The organism is Weizmannia sp. WK01 (assembly GCF_025905465.1).
GTDB classification, from domain to species: Bacteria; Bacillota; Bacilli; order Bacillales; family Bacillaceae_C; genus Weizmannia; species Weizmannia faecalis.
Genome location: NZ_CP109616.1, coordinates 656,495 through 679,490 on the forward strand (window position 1 = coordinate 656,495; position 22,996 = coordinate 679,490).

Consider the following 22,996-nt stretch of genomic DNA (forward strand, 5'->3'; position numbering starts at 1 on the left):
CATTCTGTAAAATATGGATGGACAGCTTCTTTTAAACAGGGCAGTGAAAGGGGAATAGAAGCTTTGGTTTCGAATCGGCAAAAACAAATATTATGGTTGTTACAAAAGTCAGCAGGCCCTCTGAATGCGAAGGCCATTGGGGAACGGCTGGGCATTAGCGACCGGACGGTAAGGGAGGAAATTCGGCAAATCCAACAGAAGAGCGATGCGCTTGGCGTAAAATTGAAAGTGCTCAGGGGAAAAGGATATCTCCTTGAAAAAGTGGACTATCGTCGTTTGCTCCAGTTAGAGGAAAACGGGCTTTTTGCAGAACAGGAGGAAAGGGTCAAGTACATTTTAAAGCGTTTGCTGCTGGAAAAAGATTATGTGAGGCTGGAAGATTTGGAAGCAGACCTATATGTTTCAAAGTCGACACTTCATACTGATTTGAAAAAGGTAAGAAAAATATTAAAAAAGTACGACTTAACTCTGGCTAACCGTCCGCATTACGGAACAAAAGTGGAGGGCGGTGAATTCAAAAAAAGGCTGTGCCTGGCGGATTCCATTTTTGGCTGGCAAAATAAGCCGGGTCAACAAAATACCCCGTTCAATCAGGATTTATTCCAAAAAGTAAAGCAAATCTTGATTCGCATTATTTCCAAATACCGGATACGCTTTTCCGATATAGAATTGCAAAATTTGGCAACCCATATTACCCTTGCATGCAAGAGAATCGAGGACGGGTTCACGATTGAGCCGTTGCCATTTCACTTTAAAGAATCCTACACTTTTGAAAGGAAAGTGGCAAAGGAAATTACCGGGGAAGTGGAAAAATCGGTCGGTATCCCGTTTCCCCCTGCAGAAATAGACTATATTCTCGTCCATTTACTGGGGACAAAACTGATTTCCAAGCATGTAGCGCGGCAAGTATCCGATGAGATTGATGATATTGTTAACGCCATCCTCCATGAACTAAAAACTCAGTTTCGTTGGGATTTTAGCAATGACAAGGAATTCAGAAACGGGCTGACATTGCATCTGCACACATCTTTGAATCGGATGAAATATAAGATGCATATCCGGAACCCATTGCTGAATGAAATGAAAACCAAGTTTCCCATCGCCTTTGAAGGGGCAGTCGCTGCCGGCGAGTGCATTGAAGCGGTTATCCATAAAAAGGTGAATGAGGACGAAATCAGTTATCTTGCCATTCATATTGCCATCGCGCTTGAGCGAATGAGAAAGAAGAAGCGTGTTCTTGTTGTGTGCGCGACAGGGTTGGGCAGCGCCAAAATTTTGTCCTATCAGCTGGAAAACAGATTTGCAAATGAGATGGAGATTGTGGACACGATCAGCTATTACACTCTCTCTGATTATGATTTGTCACGGGTAGACCTGATTGTCAGCACGATCATGATTCCCGATCATTTAGAAGTGCCTGTTGTGGTGGTCAGTCACTTTTTGGAAGAGAATGATGCTATCCACATCCAACGGGAAATCGGCCGTCTGAAAGGGAATGTGCAGAAATATATGGCGCCTTCCAAAATATTTATCCATCAGGAGCTGGATAGCAAGGAGAAAGTCATTCAATTTTTATGCAAAAAACTGGTTGAACAGCATGCCGTTCCGGAAAATTATGCAACACTTGTTTTGAAAAGGGAAGCGATTGCATCCACTGCTTTTGGCAACCTGGTCGCAGTCCCGCATCCGCTTGAACCGGTTACCCACCGCACCTTTTGGACAATTTGTACACTTGCCCGGCCGATTCAGTGGGATGAAGACAAAAAAGTGCAGTTGGTTTGTTTGCTTAATGTCGGAAAAGAAGGCGGCAATCTGAATGCGATGTATAAGTATTTAACCGGGATCGTCCAAAACAAAGCAGCCGTTCAGAAGATCATCAAAAGCAACACAGTGGAAGAGTTGATACAATGCATGGAGGCGGGCTGATTGCTTTTTGCAATTGGCTTTTTTGTTTGATTTTTTCCACTTGCAAGCGGAAAAAAACCGGAATAAAAGTAAAACTTTTTCAAATTATAATGAAAGTGTCAAGAAAAGACAGGAGGAGAGCATCATGGGAGACGAAAAAATCCGGATCTTATTGGTTTGCTCGGCAGGCATGAGCACCAGCCTGCTGATGGAAAAAATGCAAAATTCCGCCCGGGACCGGGGGATCAACGCAGAAGTAATGGCCATGTCCTCAACGGAAGCGGATAAATTTTTGACAAAGGAACATGTGGATGTGCTGCTTTTGGGCCCGCAAGTCCGTTATATGAAAAAGAAATATGAAAAAACGCTGGCAAAAACGGATATTCCTTTGGCCGTCATTGACATGAAAGACTACGGAAAAATGAATGGCGAAAAAGTACTGGATGCTGCGTTGCAACTTGTAAACGCCGGCAAATAAGGAAGGGGGTGTGCAATTTGGAAGAACCGCAAACAATGGATGTCGTCATGGATTTGATTGTTCACAGCGGCAATGCCAAAAGCATTGGGATGGAGGCGCTGGACGCTTCGAAGCAAGGGGACTTTCCGATGGCCCGGCATAAGCTGGAAGAGGCGGATCAGGAATTACTGGTGGCCCACCAGGCTCAGACCAATCTTTTAAAACAGGAAGCATCCGGCCAAACGATTTTCGTATCACTTCTTATGGTACACGGGCAGGATCATTTGATGAATGCCATTACTTTTTTAGATCTGGCAAGGGAATTGGTAGAAGTCTATCAAAATATGAAGGTCACGACAAAAGGGTAACTGCAGCCATTTACAGAGAGGAGCGTGTGCCATTTGGGACAAATCGGTATTTCTATTTATCCGTCGCGCAGCCGTTTTGAAGAGGACAAAGCTTATTTGGATCTGGCAAAGAAATACGATTTTACAAGAATTTTTGCAAGTTTGCTGGAAATTCAGGGGAATAAGGAAGAAGTTATTCAGAAATTTAAAAATATTATCCACTATGGAAACGCAATCGGTATGGAGACGATACTCGATATCAATCCGGGTTTGTTTGAACAATTGGGGATCCGTTACGATGATCTCGGCTTTTTTAAAGATCTTGGGGCATCCGGCATCCGTCTTGATCTTGGATTCACCGGGGCTGAAGAAGCCAAAATGACGCAAAACCCGTACGGCCTCAAGATTGAAGTTAATATGAGTTCAGGAACAAGGTATATCGATCATATCATGAGTTACAGGCCGAATACAGAAAAACTATATGCCTCCCATAATTTTTATCCGCAGAGATACTCGGGCCTTTCACAGAAACATTTTGAACAAACGACAGCCGTTTTCCGGGGATACCCTATTCATACTGCAGCGTTTGTCACTTCCCGCTATGGGGATCTCGGGCCGTGGCCGGTCCAGTCCGGGCTTTGCACACTGGAACAGCACCGCAAACTCAGCCTGCTGACCCAGGTGGCGCACTACCGCATCATGGGAACCATTGATGATATTTTGATTGGCAATGCGTATGCAACGGAAGATGAGTTGCGCGCCATGTCAGCAGTTTATTTGAATGTCCATCCTTCTTTGGAAGTGGAATTGCAGCCGAATCTGTCAAACATTGAACATCAGATTTTGCAGGAAGTTCACCAGTACCGGGGGGATTGTTCCGAATATATGATCCGTTCTTCTGTGACAAGAAGAAAATACCGGGACCACGACATCGAGCCCGGTGATACGCGCCCGATTCAACGCGGGGATCTGTTAATTTGCAATGATCGTTTTGGACAGTACAAAGGGGAGCTTCAGATTGCATTGAAAGAGATGGAGAACGAAGGAAACCGCAATGTTGTCGGCCATGTGAAAGAAGAAGCCGTTTTCTTATTGGATTACCTGCAGCCTTGGTCCACTTTCAAATTGATTTTTTCATAGGGGGTAAAAGAGATGCTTGAGAAAATTGAAGCCATTGCCGGCGCGATTGGAAGCCAGAGACATTTACGGGCGTTGAGAGACGGGATTTTGCTCAGCATGCCACTGATTATTATCGGTTCTTTTTTTCTCATATTGGGCAATCTGCCGATAAACAACTATACCGATTGGTTAGCAAAGATTGAGCTAGCACCTGTCTTTAATAAAATTGTAAACGGTTCTTTCGGCCTGATGGCGATTATCGCCGTGTTCGGAATTGCCAGGAGCCTTGCCGACCATTATGAAGTCGACGGAGTAAGCGCAGGGGTTGTGGCCTTAGCCAGTTTTGTTATTGTAACGCCAGATGTGGTGGCAAAAACCGGTTCGGGCATTCCATATGCTTTTGTAGGCAGCGGCGGGTTATTTGTTGCCATTTTAATCGGACTCATTTCGGCTGAAATTTTTAGATTTTTTGTCCAAAAGAATTTTACCATTAAAATGCCTGAAGGGGTACCGGTAGCGGTTGAAAAGTCATTTGCGGCCTTAATTCCCGGGTTCATGGTCATCCTCGTTTGGAGCTTGGTCTACTTGCTGCTTGGTTTAGCCGGTGTGGAAAATATTCATACTTTATTAACCGGTATTTTAGGAAAGCCGCTTGGTGCGTTGGGTAGCAGTTTATGGGGAACGTTAATCATCATTGCCTTAAACTCCCTGTTCTGGTTTGTCGGCATCCATGGGGCGAATACGATCAATCCGGTCATTCAGCCGATTTGGCTGCAAAACACGGATGCCAACCGGATTGCATTTCAGGCGGGGCATGCGCTGCCACATATTGTAACGAATGAGTTTATGATGAATTTTGTCTGGATGGGCGGCGGCGGCACCACGATCGGCCTTGTCATTTGCCTGTGGCTGTTTGCGAGAAGCAAAAACAATAAAGCGATGGGCTCGCTTTCTGTCGCGCCGGGTGTTTTTAACATCAATGAGCCGGTACTGTTCGGGCTGCCGGTCGTGCTGAACTTTAAACTGCTCATTCCTTTCGTGCTGACGCCTATGGTTACTGCTATCATCACTTATTTTTCAATGGCAACCGGCCTGGTGGCAAAACCTGCAGGAATCGTCGTTCCATGGACAATGCCGCCTGTGATCAGCGGTTACCTTGCAACCGGAGGGAAAATCAGCGGGGCAGTCATCCAGCTCATTACCCTGGCTTTATCTGTCGGCATTTATTACCCGTTCGTTCGCAGCATGGATAAGGCTGAGCTGAGAAATGAAACGGACGAACAACAGGAACCAACGACGAAGGATAGCATTGCTTAATCCATTTAAAAGGCGCTTGTCCTATTTGGCAAGCGCCTTTTAATGGAAATAAAAGAGCAGTATTATTTTGCGCTTAATTTATGCTCAAGCTGTTTTACAATTTGCGCGTGTTTTTCTTCTGTCAGCCTGATTTTGAAAAAGTAGAGCAATGCTGCAATGGCAATTAAAATCATCGGGCCGAAGAAAATGAAAAGTTTAAAGGTGAATAACCCATGGCTTGAGATATCACTTGGGAGGGCATTCCCTGTCATACCGGCAAGTACGGCTGCTATCCCAACAATCCCGTTGGAAAAGGCGCCGGCGAGTTTATCAAGCAAAGGGCGTACGGCTAATGTGACAGACTCATTCCGGTTCCCATTTTTTAATTGCCCGTATTCTACACTGTCGGTAATCGTCATCAGCGCCGCCAGGAAAATCATCGGATAAGGGAAAAAGTACAGCGAAACAGCAACCAAAACAGGAATTAAATGATGCCCGGCCGTTAAAAACAGCACGTAACCGCAAAGCATGAATATAATGCCGCCGGTGTAAATGGTTTTGCGTTTCACCCATTTCACCATGACCGGGAACAGGGCAACAGATACCATTCCTAAGATGGCCGTAATCACGCCGACTAAATAATAATCACTCTGTCTTCCTAACACATATCTAAAATAGTAAATTAAAAGCGAGTTTGTAATCGTATACCCGAAGGCAAAAAGAAAATAAGAGAGTGCCAGCCACATTAACTGGTCATTTTTGCCGAGCACTTTAAACACATCGCGAAGGCGAATCTTCTCGGCGCTTTCCCGGATCAAGTTCTTTGTTTCTTTCGTCCCCCAAATGGTGGCCATCGCCCCTAAAAAAGAGACAAGCGCAATGACAATTGCAAAACCGAGCCACCCGGCGCGTGTTTCCGTCTCACCTGATGTACCGGAAAAAATATGGGAGAAAAAAGTAACGAGCGGTACAACCGCGATGACAACGCCCTGGGCTCCTAACGTAGAGCCGAAACGGGAAATCGTGCCGAATTTGGCCCTTTTATCCGAATCAATCGTTAAAGCCGGCAGCATCGACCAGAAAGAAATATCCTTAATAGAATAAAATACATCAAGAATCACAAAAATAATGCCAAATAGAATCAAATAAAGATACGGGCTTTTTGTCGTTAAGCCGCCTAAATTGGTAAAAATAAGAATCAACGCGATAGAGCTTACAGCCGCCCCGACAAACAGCCATGGCTTAAATTTTCCGTAACGTGTTTCCGTATTATCAATGATGCCGCCGATAAACGGATCTAACGTGATTTCGGCGATACGGATCACGACGATCATGGTTGTTACAATCCCGATCATTTTCTCCCCCAACCCCGAATGGGTGCTGTCGAAAAGCTGGCTGGTGACAAAGATCATAAAATAGGTGCTTAAAGCGCTGTAAAAAGCATCATGGCCAAAAGCCCCGAATGCATATGACAAATACTGTTTCAACTGTTTCATTCTTAACGCCTCCTACCTGGTTTAAAAAGTACATCCTGTCCGCCTGCGTAAAGCTTCGAAATTTTTACTAAAAAGTTATGAAGTTTAAAACGAGAATAATAGAAGAAATCCATAAAAACGCTAACATAAACCGCTTACAAAGTAAAGGATATGCCAATCCCACGGCGATGTCAAGTGATTTTTAGTGAAGTTTTACTAAAATATGTGGCATAATTTTCTCTCCGAACCTGTTTCAAAAAGAGAAAGCCTCCATCCAAAAGAGGCTTCCCTTTTTCCATTCATCTATTCCCTTTTAGGTTCCCCTGTAAAACGTCTGTCTCTTTTCTTATGATCGTGCGTTTCCCCGGCGTCTTCCCGGACAAATGCAAGTCCGTAGCCGGTCGGGCTGATTTCAAGTGTTTCCCGCTGGTTCTTTTTCGATGGCGGGTTCAAGTTTGGGTCAAATTGATTGGTTTCCATAAATCCTCCCTAAGTGGATTCCGGGGTTTTCTGTTCTGTACGTCTCCCCGCTTTTTTCCATACGGCATAAGCAGCTGTAATGAGCAAAAAGAAACATAAAGCGGCATAAAATCCCATCCGGAAATCGGCCACGCGTAGGCTCATCACAAACAGTACCATTATGGCAAAAAGCGAGGCATAAGCGCCCGGAACGCCCCAGATCAGTTTTGATTGATACGTTTCGTGTTCACTCCGTTTTTTTCGCCAAACAAGAAATGTAATTAAATTCAACGCCCAGTTCAAAAAGGTGATATAGGACGATGCCGAAACCAAATAGTTATATAAAGCAGCAGGTAGGAGAAAGGACAGTCCGACAACGAGCAGGCAGCCCGCCCCGGCTGTCAGCCATGCGTACCGGTACAAGCCGTTTTTAGCATGTCTTAAAAACAGGTGCGGCCCCTTTTTTGCCTCTGAAAGCGAAACGATTAACTGGACAGATGTATAATAACTGGCCGCCATGACGGAAAAAGCTGCAAGCAGGATTACAATATTGAAAAAGGAAGCCGCACCACTCATGCCGATCACATCCAATGCATGAACAAAAGGTGATTTATGGACGGAGACGGTATTCCATGCAGTCAGCATGACAAGCACGAGCATCGACAACACATACAGGCCGGCCGAACCGAAAACCATGAACCCGGCTGCCCGCGGAATCTGGATGCGCGGCTTTGCCACCTCCGTGGATGCCATTGCGACCGCGCTGATCCCGGAAAAAGAAAAGATGACAACCAGCATGGATTGAAGCAGCCCGGAAATGCCTTTCGGGAAAAAGGCATGTGGGCTTGAAAAAGGGTTGCGGGCCGCCATCCCGTTCTGCGTGAATAGCACCCAGGCCCCCACGGCAATAAAAGCAATGAGTGCTGCCACTTTAACAACTGCCATTCCCGATTCAATCGGCCCGAAAATCTCCATATTCATGGCATTCAGCACAATAATCACGGCCATAAAAACGATTGCGAGCACGGGAAGCGGCACTTTCGGCAGCCAGTAGTGCGCAAAAACGCCCATCGCGATTGCTTCCGACCCGATCGCCAAAATACTTGAAACAAATAGCGCCCAGCCAATTAAAAAGCCGGCATACTGCCCCAGAAAATGTTCAATATAGACCCGGAAAGACCCTTGCTGCAGGCGGTTTACATTGATGCTCGTCATTGCCCCGAGCACCTGCATCATGAGAAGGCTGCCGATCAAAAAAGCAAGCGAAACGGACGGCCCCGCTTCCCTGACAGCAAGCCCCGAACCTAAAAAGTACCCGGCCCCGATCACTCCACCGATCCCAAGTCCGGCCAAACTGTACTCATTTAATTTGCCGCCCCTTTTTCTCGCCGCTTTCCGCTGGTGCTTGGACACCGTTCCGACATTGATCGTTTTTTGAATTTTGCACACCCTCTTTATCTGCCTTTTCCGTTATCATGCGCCGCCACGGGGGGATCCATACGAAAAATCGTGTCGCTTTAGGTTTTGCCCGGCTTCTAAACGGGGGAGTAAAGAATAACCATGCGATTCGCCGGCAAACCTTCGTTCATTTCCTGGCCTTTTATGCCCGGTTGCCGGCGCTTTTTCCCGGCATAGGTTTTTTTCACCCGGCGCGGAACTTTCCAGCGTCGTATGCGTTTTCCCTGTTTTAATGAAAAATCGAGTATAATAAGGGCAAAGAGGCCGGTTTGGTTTGCACCCTTACTTTGCGGCTGAAGCCAAATATTATTTGATTTTTTAGATCGCATCCTGCAAACCGCGGCCCTTCCTGCAGCATGCTTTTTTTCATAAAAATGCGCAATGGCAGGTTCCTTTTCGCCATTCCAGCCATCAAAAACCTCGCGCTACTGCAGCCGGGGGAGCTTGAAAAACGTGAAAGGTGATATTCATGAATGATCCGTTAAAAGATTATCAAATCAATTTGCAAAATATGGAATACGACCCGCCCCATATCGGTTTGGGGATTGAGCTGCTTCTTGTCATAAAGGGTGAGCTAGAGGTGACGGTCAATCAACATGCGTGCCATTTATCGGAAAATCATCTTTTGCTTATAAACGCCAATGATATCCGTTCGATGAAGGGCAACAAGGAAAATGTGGTGTTATCGCTGCAAATCCCGCTGGAAATGATCGAGGCATATTATCCTGCCATTCATGAATGCCGGTTTGATTGTGACTCCTCCAATGAAGACAATGGGATGTATATGTTTTTTGACCAGATCCGCCAGCTGATGGCAAAAATTTTCATTGCCCACTACCAGCAGAAAGAGGGCAGTGAAATTGAGATTTACAGTATGATTTTTCAGATTGTGCTGATATTAATCCGGAATTTTAAAACCACCTATCTTGGCCGCCATGCCCACTCCAGGATCAACGATGAACGGATGAAAGAGATTCTCGCTTACATTGGGAAAAATTACCGGAAACCAATTACACTCGCGGAAATCGCCAACCGCCATTACTTGTCGCTTTACTACTTATCCCGCTATTTTAAAGAACAAGTGGGCGAAAGCTTCTCCCAATATATCAAACAGCTCCGTTTAAAATCGGCGGTGCGCGAGCTTGTTTATACGGACCACCCGATTACCCGGATTTCCCTGAATAATGGTTTTCCAAATGTAAAGGCATTCAATAAAGCTTTTAAAGAAAAATACCGGCAAACGCCCTCTGAATATCGCCGTCTTCACCAAATTGAACTTTCGGATACGGAGGAAGATTGCGGAAAGAAAAAATCTACATTGCTGACATCGCCCCAGTTTTTCATGGAAGTCAGCAAATACATTTCGGAGCGGGAAAAAAGCACGATGCTGACGGAACTGGCTGTTTCCACCGTTTATATCGCCCTGCCGCCGGAGCCTATGTTCACCGGCGAAAAAGGTGCAAAAATACTGGCAATCGGGAACCTGGAATATGCTTTACATGAAGAGGTGCAGGCGGAGTTGAGGCTCATCCAGGAGGAAATTGGATTTGACTATGTCTATTTTTCCAATCTGTTTTCGGACAGCTTTGCGATGACAACACCCCTCTATCAAATTGGCGGGCAATTTTACCAGATGGATGCCTTGTTGAACAGCTTCCAACGGCTTGGGCTTGTGCCTTTCATTCGCGTGGAGGTAGAAAAAGAAGCAGCAGACAGCGCCGGATATTTGAAGAAGCTGGATGCCTTTTTACAGCACAGCCTTCAATACTTTGGCAGCGCTTTTCTCGGAAAATGGCGGTTTGAATTGGTTTTCCGGGAGTGGGGCGGCACACAAAAAAACTTTTACCACGCCTTTTATCAAACAGTGAAGAAGCGGGCTTCTGCTGTGAAAGTGGGCCTGCGTGTGCCGGTTTCTCTGGAAGCCTCTAAAGATGCCTTTTTAAAGCAAATTTCCGGCGAGTGTGAGTTCGTTTGTTTTACCTGCAACCCAAATGAAAAAGTGGATTTTACCGATATGAATAACCGCACTTTTGAAGGTGTAAAAAACTTCGTAAAGAAAACGTGTAAGCAATTAAAGGATCGTTTATCGTCTGCCGGTTTGGCCAAGGTGCCAATTTTTCTTACGGACTGGAATACACTTTACGGAAATACGATGGATTTAAGCGGTACTTTTTTTCGCTCGGCCCTTATTTTTAAAGAAATGCTCGATGCCATGAAAGAAATAGACGGCTTAGGATTCTGGATTGATACCCATTCCTTGGAAAAAAACAATACAGGCCGGGGCCATATTGCGATGAACGGCATTGCCCTTTTGTATTATTACCAAATCAAACGCCCTGCTTATTTTAACTTGCAGCTGATGGAAAAAATGGCGCTGCAGATTTTAGCTGAAGGGGAGGATTTTGTCATGACAAAAGGGGAAAACGGTTACCAATTGGCCGTGTACAACCCTTCTTATATCAATCCTTCTTATTCTGTCGAAAGCTACTTTCTCCATTCTGTCACAAAGGAAAAGAAAATGGTGATTTCAGGGCTGCCGCCCGGGCGTTACCAAATCCGGAAGCATATTCTGGATCAACATCATGGGGAATTTTATACGAGTTCGATCAATTTGCAGCATCAGGATATTTACGATCCAGAAATCATCACGTTTATCAAGCAGGGAACCCACCCTGACCTGCAAATTTATGAGAAGACAGTGGACTCGGCGCTGTATTTGCAATCCACTCTGACCTTTAATGCATTTCATCTTTTCGAAATCAGGCCATTAGGTTAAAACTTAACGGCCTTTTTTTGCAATTTATCCGGCAATAACAGAAAGGAAAGGCAAATATGGAGGATACACACAGCAAAAATGGAAATGCAAGTGAAGGAAAAGTCATTTAAAATGATAAAATAAAAGCGCTTTCATTCGCGGATTGCGGAAGATAGATTGAAAAATGCATGAACGGAGGTTTTTTGTCATGTCCGGAAAAGTGTTAGAGAACATATTAACCCCGCAACTGGAGGAACTGCGTGAAAAGGGGCTGTACAACATCATTGATACACTGGAAGGCCCCAACGGACCGGTTGTTAAAATTGGCGGCAAAGAAGTCATCAACATGTCTTCAAACAATTATCTCGGGTTAGCAAACGATGAAAGGCTGGTCCAGGCAGCGATTGATGCGACAAAGCAGTACGGTGTCGGGGCCGGCGCTGTCCGGACCATTAACGGAACGATGACAATACATGAAGAGCTGGAAAAAAAGATTGCCGAATTTAAGCATACGGAAGCGGCGATTGCCTTTCAATCCGGATTTAACTGCAATATGGGTGCAATTTCAGCGGTCATGACAAAAAAGGACGCCATTCTTTCTGATGAATTGAACCATGCGTCCATTATTGACGGTTGCCGTTTGTCCGGGGCAAAAATCATCCGGGTGAAACACCAGGACATGGATGACTTGTGGCGGGCTGCAAAAGAAGCGGTTGAAAGCGGCGCCTACGAAAAAATCATGTATATTACCGATGGCGTTTTTTCCATGGACGGGGATGTTGCGAAGCTTCCGGAGATCGTGGAAATTGCCGAGACGTTCGGTTTATTGACGTATGTCGATGATGCTCATGGCTCAGGCGTAATGGGAAACGGCGCAGGAACGGTAAAGCATTTTGGCCTTTCCGATAAAATTGATTTCCAAATTGGCACCCTTTCAAAGGCGATTGGTGTTGTAGGCGGCTATGTGGCCGGCACCCGGCAACTGATTGACTGGCTGAAAGTGCGCGCCCGCCCGTTTTTGTTTTCGACAGCCATGACGCCGGGATCTGCCGCAGCCTGCATAAAGGCGATCGACATCTTAATGGATTCAACAGAGAGAGTCGACCGGCTGTGGGAAAACGCGCGGTATTTAAAAGAAGGCTTGAAAAAAATCGGGTTTAATACCGGGCAATCGGAAACCCCGATTACGCCTTGTATCATCGGCGAAGAAACGGTCACGCAGGAATTTTCGCGCCGTCTTATTGAGGAAGGGGTTTACGCCAAAGCCATCACTTATCCGACCGTGCCAAAGGGAACCGGCAGAGTGCGCAATATGCCTACTGCCGGCCATACGAAAGAAATGCTCGACCAAGTGCTTGCTGTATATCAAAAAGTCGGCGAAGCGCTGAGCGTTATCTGAAACGGCTGTGTGGCGCCCTTTCCAACAGGGGCTGGACCCATTTTCATTTTTAACGGGAGGTTGTTTGTGATGAAAAAAATACTTGTAACCGGCAGCCTGGGGCAAATCGGTACAGAATTAACGATCAGGCTCCGGGAACTTTACGGAGCAGAAAATGTCCTCGCCACGGATATCCGCCATGTGGATGACAGCCCGGTTGTAAACGATGGCCTGTATGCGACACTGGATGTCATGGACGGCGAGCGGATGCAAAAACTGGTCAATGACTATCAGATTGATACGATCATCCATTTGGCGGCGCTCCTGTCCGCAACAGCTGAGGAAAAGCCGCTTTTCGCCTGGAATTTGAATATGGGCGGTCTATTGAATGCGCTAGAGGTGGCGCGGCATTCCAACTGCCAGTTGTTCACGCCAAGCTCGATCGGCGCTTTTGGCCCGTCAACGCCGAAAGACCATACCCCCCAGGACACCATTCAGCGGCCAAATACGATGTACGGTGTTACGAAAGTAAGTGCGGAATTGCTCTGTGATTATTATTTTACAAAATTCGGCGTGGATACCCGCGGCCTCCGCTTTCCCGGCCTGATTTCCCACAAAGCGCTTCCGGGCGGCGGGACGACAGACTATGCGGTGGATATCTATTATGAAGCGTTAAAGCACCAAAAGTATACATCTTATATTGCGAAGGGCACGTATATGGATATGATGTATATGCCGGATGCGATTGATGCGATTATCAAATTAATGGAAGCGGACCCGTCTGGATTAAAACACCGAAATGCCTTTAATATAACGGCCATGAGCTTTGACCCTGAAGAAATTGCCGCTTCAATCCGAAAATATATACCGGCGTTTACGATGGATTACAAGGTTGACCCTGCCAGACAGCAAATTGCCGATTCCTGGCCAAACAGCATTGACGCCACAGCGGCCAAAGAAGAATGGGATTTCAACCCCCAATACGATTTAGACCGCATGACAAAATCGATGCTGGAAAACTTAGCGAACAAACTGGGGGTCGAGTGCAGGTTGATGGAGTCGGTTTGAGTTTTTGCCTGGTTACATGATGAAAATCACAAAGAGGATAGATGAGCAGCATCAATGCTCTATCTATCCTCTTTTTGTAACCGCCGCATGATATGGCATGTTATTTTGTTGCTTCGACACCATCAGTGGCTCGGAGGATTTTTTCAGGAACTGAACCGTAGGGTACAACCGCCCATTGACAACGATTGAATTAACCTTTATATTTAGTCTTGCGAAATGTTGCTTAGGGTAACGAAACTGTTTGTATGATGCCTGCGCTTCTGATGTGGGCGCGGGTGGATGGTGAAGGCGTGTTGATTACGAAAATGATCTCGCTGTGGCCAGTGCTTTCTAATAAGGGTCAGGGCGGATGTTCAAGAAATTGAAGGAGGTTTTGGATGCAAGGGCTGTTTTACCGCTATATACGCTTATACCGTGTGCTGATCAAGAAATTGAACGGCTTATTGGCACAGTTCGGGTTGTCCTATTCGCTCTGGCAGGTGATGTTTTATGTGCGGAATTTCGGCCCGTGCACGCTTGTGGAAATCTGCAAGTATTATCAAATTGAAAAACCGAACGTGACAAGGATTGTCCAAAAGCTGGAAGAACAGGGAAGCGTGGAACAGATCCCGGGAAAAGACCGCCGAGAAAAAGTGATCCGGGTGACGGATAAAGGCGAAAACATTTACCGGCAGTGCCGCGCGGAAATTACCGGATTGGAACAGCAGGCAATGAAGGGGATTCCGGAAGCGGAGCAAAAGATCATATTCGAACTGCTTCCGCAAATCAGAGACAATTTAGATTACAAAGGGGAGGAAACAAATTGAGCAGGCCGAAGTTATGGACAAAGGATTTTATAATCGTTTCGACCGCGAACTTTTTTCTGTATTTTACATTTTACTTATTGATGGCGACCGTTACGCTTTTTGCGACTGACCGATTTCATGCATCGCCAAGCGTGGCCGGCCTGGCATCAGGGATTTTCGTCGTCGGGGTCCTGGTTGCGCGGCTCTTTGCCGGCAAATCGATTGACCGCATCGGCAGGAAAAAGATGCTTTATGCCGGTTTTATTGCGATTCTCATCATTTCATTATTTTATTTTGTGACGAATCAACTGGGTGTTTTACTGGCTGTCCGCTTTTTAAACGGTGCAGCACTTGGAATAGCTTCAACTGCAACAGGAACCATTGTTGCCGGGATCATACCCAATGAACGCCGCGGGGAAGGCACGGGTTATTATGCATTGAGTGTAACACTTGCCGCGGCTGTCGGGCCTTTCGTCGGCATGTTCCTCATTCAGCACGCAAGTTTTAATATGGTATTTGCCTTATGTCTTGTGCTATTGGCTTTGAGCTTTATCTCCGCGCTCTTTTTAAAGGTGCCGAAAGTGGAACTCTCAAAAGCGGATCTGGAAAAGATGAAAGGGCTCAAAATCAGCAATTTCTTTGAGTCGAAAGTGTTCCCGATTGCCATCATCAGCGCATTTGTCGGGCTCGGCTACTCAAGCATCCTGTCTTTTTTGACTTCGTATGCGAAAGAAATGAACCTTGTAGATATTTCAAGCTTTTTCTTTATTGTTTATGCCGTGACGGTGCTGGTGTCCAGGCCGTTTACGGGAAGATGGTTTGATACAAAAGGCGAGAACTTTGTCATGTATCCTTCGTTTCTTTTGTTTGCGGCAGGGCTCGTGCTGCTGAACCAGGCTGACAGCGGACTATTAATTTTATTGGCCGGGATTTTCGTCGGGCTTGGGTACGGCACTTTCTCGGCAAGCGGGCAGGCGATTGCAGTCAAAGTATCGCCGAAAAACCGGATTGGGCTTGCGACTTCAACATTCTTTATTTTTCTTGATGCCGGTGTCGGGGTCGGTCCGTTTTTGCTCGGGCTTTTGGTTCCGTTCGCTGGTTATCACGGCTTGTACGCCATCATGGCTGTTGTCCTTGTCTTTTGCGTATTTCTTTATTATTTTGTCCACGGCAAAAAAGCAGCATCTCTGCAAGGCGTGGTGGAAGAAGCAGAATAATTTGTCTAAACACAAACCCGGGGATTGCCCCCGGGTTTGTGTTTTTTAGTGACTTGCCTGGGTCAAAAGCGAAGTGAACGAGAGCGGGATAGTCCGGTGGAAAGCCAGTGCAGGATCGGCCGGCAAAGACTTGGGAAATCAAAAAAGAAGCAAGGGGCAGGCTCTTTTGATTGCGCAGCGGAAGGTTCCTGTTTTTTCATAAGATAAGTTTAAAAATATTTTATAAAAAATTTGATTATAACTAATTGTTCCGTTTACAATAAACGTAAGCGGAATATTTTTACGTAAAAATAAATAAAAATTTACATAGAGTTTTCGTAAAGGAAAAGGTGGTTATTATGGCGACAATGGCTGATATTGCTAAAATGGCGGGGGTATCCATTGCAACCGTGTCCAGAGTCCTGAATTATGACGATAAGGTCGTTGCATCTGATGAAACAAAGCGAAAAATATTTGAAGCAGCCGAAAGTCTGAACTATACAAAACATATGAACAAAAAAACTGCGAGAAAGGAAAAAATAGCAATTGTACAATGGAGCTCGCAGGAAGAAGAACTGAATGATATTTACTATATGTCCATTCGCTTAGGAGCCGAAAAATGCGCACAGGAACATGGCCTGATCATCTCTCGGATTTATGCCGAGTACGAAAAGATCCCGGGTGATGTGGAAGGAATTTTAGCCATTGGGAAATTCTCAGAACAGCAGATTCAAGTTCTTCAATCTTTTCATAAACCGATTTGCTTTGTGGATACTTATTATGAGGTGGGAAGTGCTGATCAGGTCATGATAGATTTTGAACAGGCAGTTAAAGATGTCATTGATTACTTCGTTCAACAGGGACATCAGCGGATTGGATATATCGGGTCGCTTGCTGAGGATGAAACGAATTCCGGAATTGATCCGCGCAGTCTTGAATATACCAAATATATGCAAAAGTTAGGGCTCTATCGTAAAGAAGATGTTTTCGATTTTAAAGGGAAATATGATGTTCGTGCCGGCTACCAGCAAATGATTTCTGCCATTCGGAACTTGGGGGATCATTTGCCGACAGCTTTTTTTATTGCAAATGATCCGATGGCGATCGGCAGTTTAAAGGCCCTTCATGAAAATAACATCCGGGTTCCGGAACAAGTGAGTCTGATCGGCTTTAATGACGTAAGTGTGTCCCAATATACGGTCCCCGCCTTGAGCACCGTAAAAGTGTATACCGAAGTTTTGGGCGAAGAAGGGGTGACACTGTTGCTAGAACGTATAAACAGTCGGGAAATCCCTAAAAAAGTCAGACTGGGGACAAAACTTGTTATAAGAGAAAGCAGCAAATGAAACGCTTCCCTCGCAAAATATTTACGTAAAAATTATGTAAAAAATCAGCTGAAATGTTTAAATTTTTATTGATTTTTGCGTAAAACGGTGCTAGGATGGGGTTATGAATGATACCGTTTTCACAAAAGTGGAAGAAGGATGGAAGCATTGGGTGGCAGTGCACTTAAATAACGGACAACTTGGAGGAATGCGTGATGTTAAAAAAACAAGAAAAATTTTATTACGGCGGGGATTATAACCCTGAACAATGGGATGAATCTGTGTGGAAAGAAGACATGCGGCTGATGAAAAAAGCCGGCGCCAATTATGTAAGCATCAACATTTTCAGCTGGGCAAGGCTGCAGCCGGATGAAGAAACATATGATTTTTCAACGCTCGATAAAATCATGGATATGCTTGCGGAAAACGGCATCGGGGCGGACCTGGCCACTGCCACTGCGGCCCCGCCGGCATGGCTGTCGCGGAAATATCCCGATTCGCTTCCGGTTGACAAGGACGGGGCGCGCTTTCTGCCGGGGTCGCGCCAGCATTATTGCCCGAACAGCAAAGACTACGCGCGGCTTGCGGCGAAACTGGTGCGCAAAATTGCGGAACGGTACAAAAACCATCCCGCGCTTGTCATGTGGCATGTGAACAATGAGTATGGCTGCCACATTGCCGAATGCTACTGCGACAACTGCAAAAAGGCTTTTCAAACATGGCTCAAAGAAAAATACAGCACGATCGAGAACTTGAATAAAAGCTGGTCAACGGACTTCTGGAGCCAGCGTTATTATGAATGGGAAGAAATCTGTCTACCGGGGAAAACGCCGACTTTTGCCAATCCGATGCAACAGCTCGATTACAAAGCCTTTATGGATGATTCGCTGCTTGCGCTTTATAAAATGGAACGCGATATCCTGAAAGCATATACGCCGGATGTGCCGGTGATGACAAACTTAATGGGGCTGCACAAACCGGTGGACGGATTCCATTGGGCGAAAGAAATGGATCTTGTGACATGGGATGCCTACCCGGATCCGTTTGAGGACATCCCGTATGCGCAATTCATGGCCCATGATTTGACGCGCAGTTTGAAAAAACAGCCGTTTTTGCTAATGGAACAGGCAGCCGGCGCGGTGAACTGGCGGGCGCAAAACGCTGTGAAAGCACCGGGCGTGATGCGGCTTTGGAGTTATGAAGCGGCTGCGCACGGAGCGGATGGCATCATGTTTTTCCAATGGCGCGCATCCCAGGGCGGCGCGGAGAAATTCCATAGCGGGATGGTGCCACATTCCGGGGATGAAGAAAGCCGGAATTTCCGGGAAGTGGTGCAACTCGGTAATGAGTTGAAAAATTTGGAAAAGGTAACGGGTTCAGCATATGCAGCCGATGTTGCGATTGTTTTTGACTGGAAAAACTGGTGGGCATTGGAGCTCGATTCAAAACCTTCTTCGCTTGTAACCTATATTAAACAGCTTCTGCCGTTTTATAAGGTGCTTCATACCCGAAACATCGGTGTCGATTTTATTCACCCGGATGAGGCAATGGACCGGTATAAAGTAGTTTTTGCGCCGGCAAGTTACAGGGTGACAAAGGCATTTGCGGATAAAGTAAAAGACTATGTCGAAAAAGGCGGTTATTTTGTCAGCAATTTCTTCAGCGGCATTGCGGATGAAAACGACCGTGTGTATCTTGGCGGCTATCCGGGCGCGTACCGGGATATTCTTGGCATTTATGTTGAAGAGTTTGCGCCGATGAAAAAAGGGGCGGTGCATCAAATCCGGACCGGGTATGGCGATGCGGCTATTCGCGTGTGGGAGGAAAAGATTCACTTGAAAGGTGCCGAAGCTTTGGCCTGGTTCAAAGACGGCTATTTGGCCGGGTCGCCTGCTGTCACCGCGCATCATTGCGGAAAAGGAAAAGCTTATTATATTGGGACACAGCCGGATGAACAATATTTGTCTTCTCTTTTAAAAGACATTTTACAGGAAGCGGATGTCCGACCAGCTTTGGATGCTCCTCGTGGCGTGGAAGTGGTGGTGCGCAAAAATGGAAATGAAAAATACTTGTTCCTGCTTAACCACACAGATCAGGTTCAGTTTGTGAATGCAGGTGGCACGTACCTGGAACTGATTAACGGGGATACTGAATCAGAAACGGTCCGGCTCTCACCCCGGGACGTAAAAATTTTGCAGGTGGTTGAAAAATAGGGTAGCACGAAGGGGAAAGTCTGTCTTTCGTACTTACCTGCTGATGATCAGGAAAATGCTCATTTTTCGGTTGCTTTCTTGAAAAAACGGTATTTCAGAAACCGCCTGTATTTGGAAACCACTCCGGTCTTTTAAGGTGGACGAACTGCAAAGTCACCGGAGAAGGCGCTCATTTTCGAGACGTATTTTGCGATTTCCGGCAGAAACGCCGATATCTCAGGCGAACTGATTCGTCCCGGCGATACCATATCAAAAAGGATACCCCGCGTCACGCGGGGTATCCTTTTATGCTGCCTGTTCTACAGTCTGTTTGCGTGTTTTCTTTTTTACCGGGGAAAGGCGGCGTTCAATCCAGCCCATGATAAAGTCGGCAACGACAGCCATCAAGGCAGTCGGAATGGCACCGGCTAAAATAATCGATGTGCCATTTGAGACGCTGGTTCCGCGGACGATGATATCTCCGAGTCCGCCTGCGCCGACAAATGTGCCCATGGCTGCAATTCCGATCGCAACGACGAGTGCGGTCCTGAGGCCGGCCATAATGACAGACAATGCAAGTGGAAGTTCCACCATCCGCATGATCTGGAACTTTGTCATCCCCATTGCCTTGCCGGACTCAAGCAAAAATTGATCGACGCTGAGGATGCCGGTATACGTATTTTTTAAAACCGGCAAAAGCGAGTAAAGAAACAGGGCAAGCACGACCGTATTGGTGCCGAGTCCCATAACGAGCATCAACATGGACAGCATCGCCAACGACGGGACCGTTTGGATGATATTGGCAAGTGTGAGAATCCAGGCGCTTAGCTTGCGGCGGCGGGCCATGAAAATCCCGAGCGGAATCGCGACGACCGCTGCAAACAGAACACCATATGCCGACATCAGGAAATGGCGGTAAAATTGTACCCATACATAGTTGCCGTTTTCCCCGTAATAATGAAGTACGCTCCTGATCGTTTCCATGATCACCCCTCCTATTCAAAGTAATGATGTTTTTCTAGAAATTCTTTTGCCACCGTCGACGGTTCTTTCATTTCGACGTCACTTTCATAATTCAACTGCTGCATTGTTTTCGTATCAATTTTTCCAACAAGCTTTTGTAAAACTTTCCTGAGTTCAGGATGTTGTTTTAACGTGTCGTCGCGTACGACAGGGGAGGCGTCATACGGCGGGAAAAAGTGTTTGTCGTCTTTCAGCATAACGAGGTTGTATGCATTGATTCTTCCGTCGGTTGAATAGGCAAGCACAACATCCGCCTTTCCGCTTTTGACGGCTTTATAAACAAGCCCGAGTTCCATCGGGTACGTTTTTCCAAATGTAAATCCGTACGTTTTCACAAAACCGTCGTAACCGTCGCCTTTCCGTTTCAGCCAGGAGTTATCCACGCCAAGCCGCAAATCTTTTGCCACTGGTTTTAATTGGGAAACTTTTGTCAAGTGGTCTTTGTCTGCTAAGGATTTGGTAACAGTAAAGGCATAGGTGTTGGCAAATCCGAAAGAGTCGAACCATGTTTGGTGGAACCGTTTTTCAAACTGTTGTTTGACAATTTTTAACGCTTTTTCCGGGTCGGTCACCGGTTCCATGCCGAGTGCGCCTGCTAGATCCGTCCCGGTGTAGCGGACAGCGGAAATATTGATCTGCCCGCTTGTCATCGCTTTATGGAGCACAATCGAGGAACCAAGATTGTTGACCATATCGACTTTTATATTGGTATAATGTTCGATCATATCTTTTTCCATATAACCGATAATTTGTGTTTCCGTTGAGTTGGTCATGCCGATTTTTACGGACTGGCTGTCTGCGGCACTTAGGCCTGGCAGCGTACAGCCGCCCGCAAAGATGCTTAAGCAGAAAACAAGCAAGAGGGCTGCTAATTTTTTCATGTGCCGTCATCCTTTCTAAGCGGCCTGTTTTTGTTTCCGGATGCCTTTTGGAGTAGCAATCGTTTCAAGCTTTCCAAACAGGTAGTCCACGATAAGCGCCAAAATGGTTACCGGTACTGCGCCGGCCGCGATCATTTCCGGCTGGTACAAATTGAGGCCGCTGAAAATATAGTCTCCGAGGCCGCCTGCACCGATAAAAGAGGCAAGGGTTGCCCAGCCGATTAAATAAACAGTGGAAAGGCGGATACCGGCCATGATCACAGGGATGGCAAGGGGAAGTTCCAAATGGATGACTCTTTCCCATCCGGTCATCCCCATCCCGCGCCCTGCTTCCACCAGTTTCGGGTCGATCCCCTTTACGCCGGTGTACGTGTTCCGCAAGATAGGCAGGACCGAATAGAAAAACAACGCCGCAATGGCGGGAAGCTTTCCAATACCGAAAATCGGAATGAAGAAGGCTAAAATGGCAAGGCTTGGGAAAGTTTGGATAACGCCCGCAATGCCCATCACAATATTTGCTGCCCGCCGGTATTTTGTCAACCAGATGCCAAGCGGAACAGCGACAACGATGCCTAAGATGACAGCCGTGATGGAGATATAGAAATGCTGCCATGTTTTGAACAACAGTTCGCTCCAATTGGCTTCCATAAACTGCATGAAGGCTTCCATGATTTTTCCTCCTAACTGATGATTTCAGATACGGGTTCCTCTTCGCCCCAGATGGAGTCGTAAACGATATCGACAAGGCTTGCTCTCGTGACAATGCCAACAAGCCGGTGTTCATGGTCGACAACAGGCACGTATTTAATGCCTCGTTTTAAAATTTTCCGGACTGTATCGCGGACGAGGGTGTCTTTTTCCACTGCGATTAAATTCGTTTCCACCACGTCTTTGACAAGAACCGGTTTCCTGCGGTTTCGATCGATGATTTCGACATCGATATAGCCGAGGAGCACTTTCCGGCTGTCTACGACAAGTAGGGAGTCAACCCGCTGTTCTTTCATGATTTGGATGGCTTCTGTTAATGTTTTATCGACTGTGACTGTAACGGCTTTCGGGCTCATGATTTGTTCAACGGTCTGGATATTCGGCCGGGCCTGAAGCAGCCGTTCTTTGCCGATAAACGTTTCCACAAATTCGTTGGCCGGTTCGCGGAGAATTTCATCCGGCGTGCCGGTTTGGACCAGTTTGCCGTCGCGCATGATGACAATCTGGTCGGCGAGTTTAATCGCTTCATCCATGTCGTGGGTAACAAATACGATGGTTTTGCCAAGTTCCTTTTGCAGCTTTTTCAATTCGTCCTGCAGGCTGTCGCGGGTAATCGGGTCAAGCGCGCCAAACGGTTCATCCATTAAAATGAGCGGTTGGTCTGCCGCCAGTGCCCGCAAAACGCCGATGCGCTGCTGCTGGCCGCCGCTCAGTTCATGCGGGTAACGGTCCAAAAATTCTTCTGGCATATCGACGAGCTGGAGCAGTTCTTTGGCCCGCTCCCGTTGTTTTTCTTCAGGCCATTTTAGTAATCGCGGGACAAGAGAGATGTTTTGCTGGATTGTCATATGGGGAAATAAACCAATTTGTTGAATCACGTACCCGATTTCTCTTCTCAGTTTAACGGGGTCCGTATCTTTGATGTTTTTGCCATTGATATAAATCGTGCCTTCTGTCGGTTCAATCAGCCTGTTGATCATTTTCATCGTGGTCGTTTTACCGCAGCCGCTCGGGCCGATAAAAACGATAAAACGGCCGGACGCAAATTCGAGATTCAAATCGTCCACGGCGCGTTTGCCGCCCTTATAAATTTTCGAGACGTGGTCAAACTTTAACAATTTTCGCACCTCCAGTTTGTTTTGGGTAGAGATTGGTTACAATATAAGTAT

At 46.4% G+C, this 22,996-nt stretch carries 19 protein-coding genes; 12 read left to right on the forward strand and 7 right to left on the reverse strand.

Annotation, left to right across the window (positions count from 1 at the left end; all coding sequences use genetic code 11):
- Positions 1-63: 63 nt before the first annotated feature.
- The 5 genes from OF158_RS03065 to celB all read left to right on the forward strand — a co-directional run bounded on the left by OF158_RS03065 (position 64) and on the right by celB (position 5,145).
- The gene (locus OF158_RS03065) at positions 64-1,926 is read left to right on the forward strand and encodes a BglG family transcription antiterminator (protein WP_014096150.1); all 1,863 of its coding nucleotides are present in this window, start codon (positions 64-66) and stop codon (positions 1,924-1,926) included.
- Positions 1,927-2,050: 124 nt separating this feature from the next.
- On the forward strand, positions 2,051-2,383 hold the full coding sequence (locus OF158_RS03070; protein WP_014096149.1) for a PTS sugar transporter subunit IIB: 333 nt from the start codon (positions 2,051-2,053) through the stop codon (positions 2,381-2,383).
- Positions 2,384-2,418: 35 nt separating this feature from the next.
- A complete protein-coding gene (locus OF158_RS03075; protein WP_035182499.1) occupies positions 2,419-2,730 on the forward strand; it encodes a PTS sugar transporter subunit IIA in 312 nt (103 codons plus the stop codon).
- Positions 2,731-2,763: 33 nt separating this feature from the next.
- Positions 2,764-3,849, forward strand: a complete 1,086-nt coding sequence (locus tag OF158_RS03080) for a DUF871 domain-containing protein (protein WP_014096147.1) — start codon at positions 2,764-2,766, stop codon at positions 3,847-3,849.
- 12 nt (positions 3,850-3,861) lie between these two features.
- On the forward strand, positions 3,862-5,145 hold the full coding sequence (gene celB, locus OF158_RS03085) for a PTS cellobiose transporter subunit IIC (RefSeq protein ID WP_014096146.1): 1,284 nt from the start codon (positions 3,862-3,864) through the stop codon (positions 5,143-5,145).
- A gap of 62 nt (positions 5,146-5,207) precedes the next feature.
- On the opposite strand, the gene OF158_RS03090 is transcribed toward celB, so the two are convergent.
- The 3 genes from OF158_RS03090 to OF158_RS03100 all read right to left on the reverse strand — a co-directional run bounded on the left by OF158_RS03090 (position 5,208) and on the right by OF158_RS03100 (position 8,507).
- Positions 5,208-6,620, reverse strand: coding sequence for a glycoside-pentoside-hexuronide (GPH):cation symporter (locus tag OF158_RS03090; RefSeq protein ID WP_035182484.1), 1,413 nt, complete (start codon positions 6,618-6,620; stop codon positions 5,208-5,210).
- 282 nt (positions 6,621-6,902) lie between these two features.
- A complete protein-coding gene (locus tag OF158_RS03095) occupies positions 6,903-7,079 on the reverse strand; it encodes a hypothetical protein (RefSeq protein WP_014096144.1) in 177 nt (58 codons plus the stop codon).
- Positions 7,080-7,088: 9 nt separating this feature from the next.
- Entirely contained in the window at positions 7,089-8,507 is a 1,419-nt protein-coding gene (locus tag OF158_RS03100; RefSeq protein ID WP_014096143.1) for an amino acid permease, read from the reverse strand.
- Between the two features lie 478 nt (positions 8,508-8,985).
- On the opposite strand from OF158_RS03100, the gene OF158_RS03105 reads away from it, so the two are divergent.
- The 7 genes from OF158_RS03105 to OF158_RS03135 all read left to right on the forward strand — a co-directional run bounded on the left by OF158_RS03105 (position 8,986) and on the right by OF158_RS03135 (position 19,236).
- Positions 8,986-11,292 carry a helix-turn-helix domain-containing protein gene (locus OF158_RS03105; RefSeq protein WP_071646880.1) on the forward strand — a complete coding sequence of 769 codons (2,307 nt, stop codon included), beginning with the start codon at positions 8,986-8,988 and terminating at the stop codon, positions 11,290-11,292.
- 187 nt (positions 11,293-11,479) lie between these two features.
- Entirely contained in the window at positions 11,480-12,670 is a 1,191-nt protein-coding gene (locus OF158_RS03110; protein ID WP_014096141.1) for a glycine C-acetyltransferase, read from the forward strand.
- 60 nt (positions 12,671-12,730) lie between these two features.
- The gene (locus OF158_RS03115) at positions 12,731-13,717 is read left to right on the forward strand and encodes an L-threonine 3-dehydrogenase (protein WP_114316727.1); all 987 of its coding nucleotides are present in this window, start codon (positions 12,731-12,733) and stop codon (positions 13,715-13,717) included.
- 377 nt (positions 13,718-14,094) lie between these two features.
- On the forward strand, positions 14,095-14,523 hold the full coding sequence (locus OF158_RS03120; protein ID WP_014096139.1) for a MarR family winged helix-turn-helix transcriptional regulator: 429 nt from the start codon (positions 14,095-14,097) through the stop codon (positions 14,521-14,523).
- On the forward strand, positions 14,520-15,719 hold the full coding sequence (locus tag OF158_RS03125) for an MFS transporter (RefSeq protein WP_014096138.1): 1,200 nt from the start codon (positions 14,520-14,522) through the stop codon (positions 15,717-15,719). The genes OF158_RS03120 and OF158_RS03125 overlap by 4 nt, the downstream gene beginning before the upstream one ends.
- 338 nt (positions 15,720-16,057) lie before the next feature.
- On the forward strand, positions 16,058-17,044 hold the full coding sequence (locus tag OF158_RS03130) for a LacI family DNA-binding transcriptional regulator (protein WP_017551896.1): 987 nt from the start codon (positions 16,058-16,060) through the stop codon (positions 17,042-17,044).
- 194 nt (positions 17,045-17,238) lie between these two features.
- Positions 17,239-19,236, forward strand: a complete 1,998-nt coding sequence (locus tag OF158_RS03135; RefSeq protein ID WP_035182479.1) for a beta-galactosidase — start codon at positions 17,239-17,241, stop codon at positions 19,234-19,236.
- 285 nt (positions 19,237-19,521) lie between these two features.
- Here OF158_RS03135 and OF158_RS03140 read toward each other — a convergent pair whose 3' ends face one another.
- Genes OF158_RS03140 through OF158_RS03155 form a run of 4 tightly spaced genes read right to left on the reverse strand, consistent with a single transcriptional unit; the run spans position 19,522 to position 22,945 of the window.
- A complete protein-coding gene (locus OF158_RS03140) occupies positions 19,522-20,199 on the reverse strand; it encodes an ABC transporter permease (RefSeq protein ID WP_035182477.1) in 678 nt (225 codons plus the stop codon).
- 11 nt (positions 20,200-20,210) lie between these two features.
- Positions 20,211-21,119: an osmoprotectant ABC transporter substrate-binding protein gene (locus OF158_RS03145; RefSeq protein WP_014096132.1), complete on the reverse strand. Its 909-nt coding sequence runs from the start codon at positions 21,117-21,119 to the stop codon at positions 20,211-20,213.
- A 15-nt stretch (positions 21,120-21,134) separates the two neighbouring features.
- The gene (locus OF158_RS03150; protein WP_014096131.1) at positions 21,135-21,788 is read right to left on the reverse strand and encodes an ABC transporter permease; all 654 of its coding nucleotides are present in this window, start codon (positions 21,786-21,788) and stop codon (positions 21,135-21,137) included.
- 11 nt (positions 21,789-21,799) lie between these two features.
- The gene (locus tag OF158_RS03155) at positions 21,800-22,945 is read right to left on the reverse strand and encodes a betaine/proline/choline family ABC transporter ATP-binding protein (RefSeq protein WP_014096130.1); all 1,146 of its coding nucleotides are present in this window, start codon (positions 22,943-22,945) and stop codon (positions 21,800-21,802) included.
- Between the last annotated feature and the right edge of the window lie 51 nt (positions 22,946-22,996).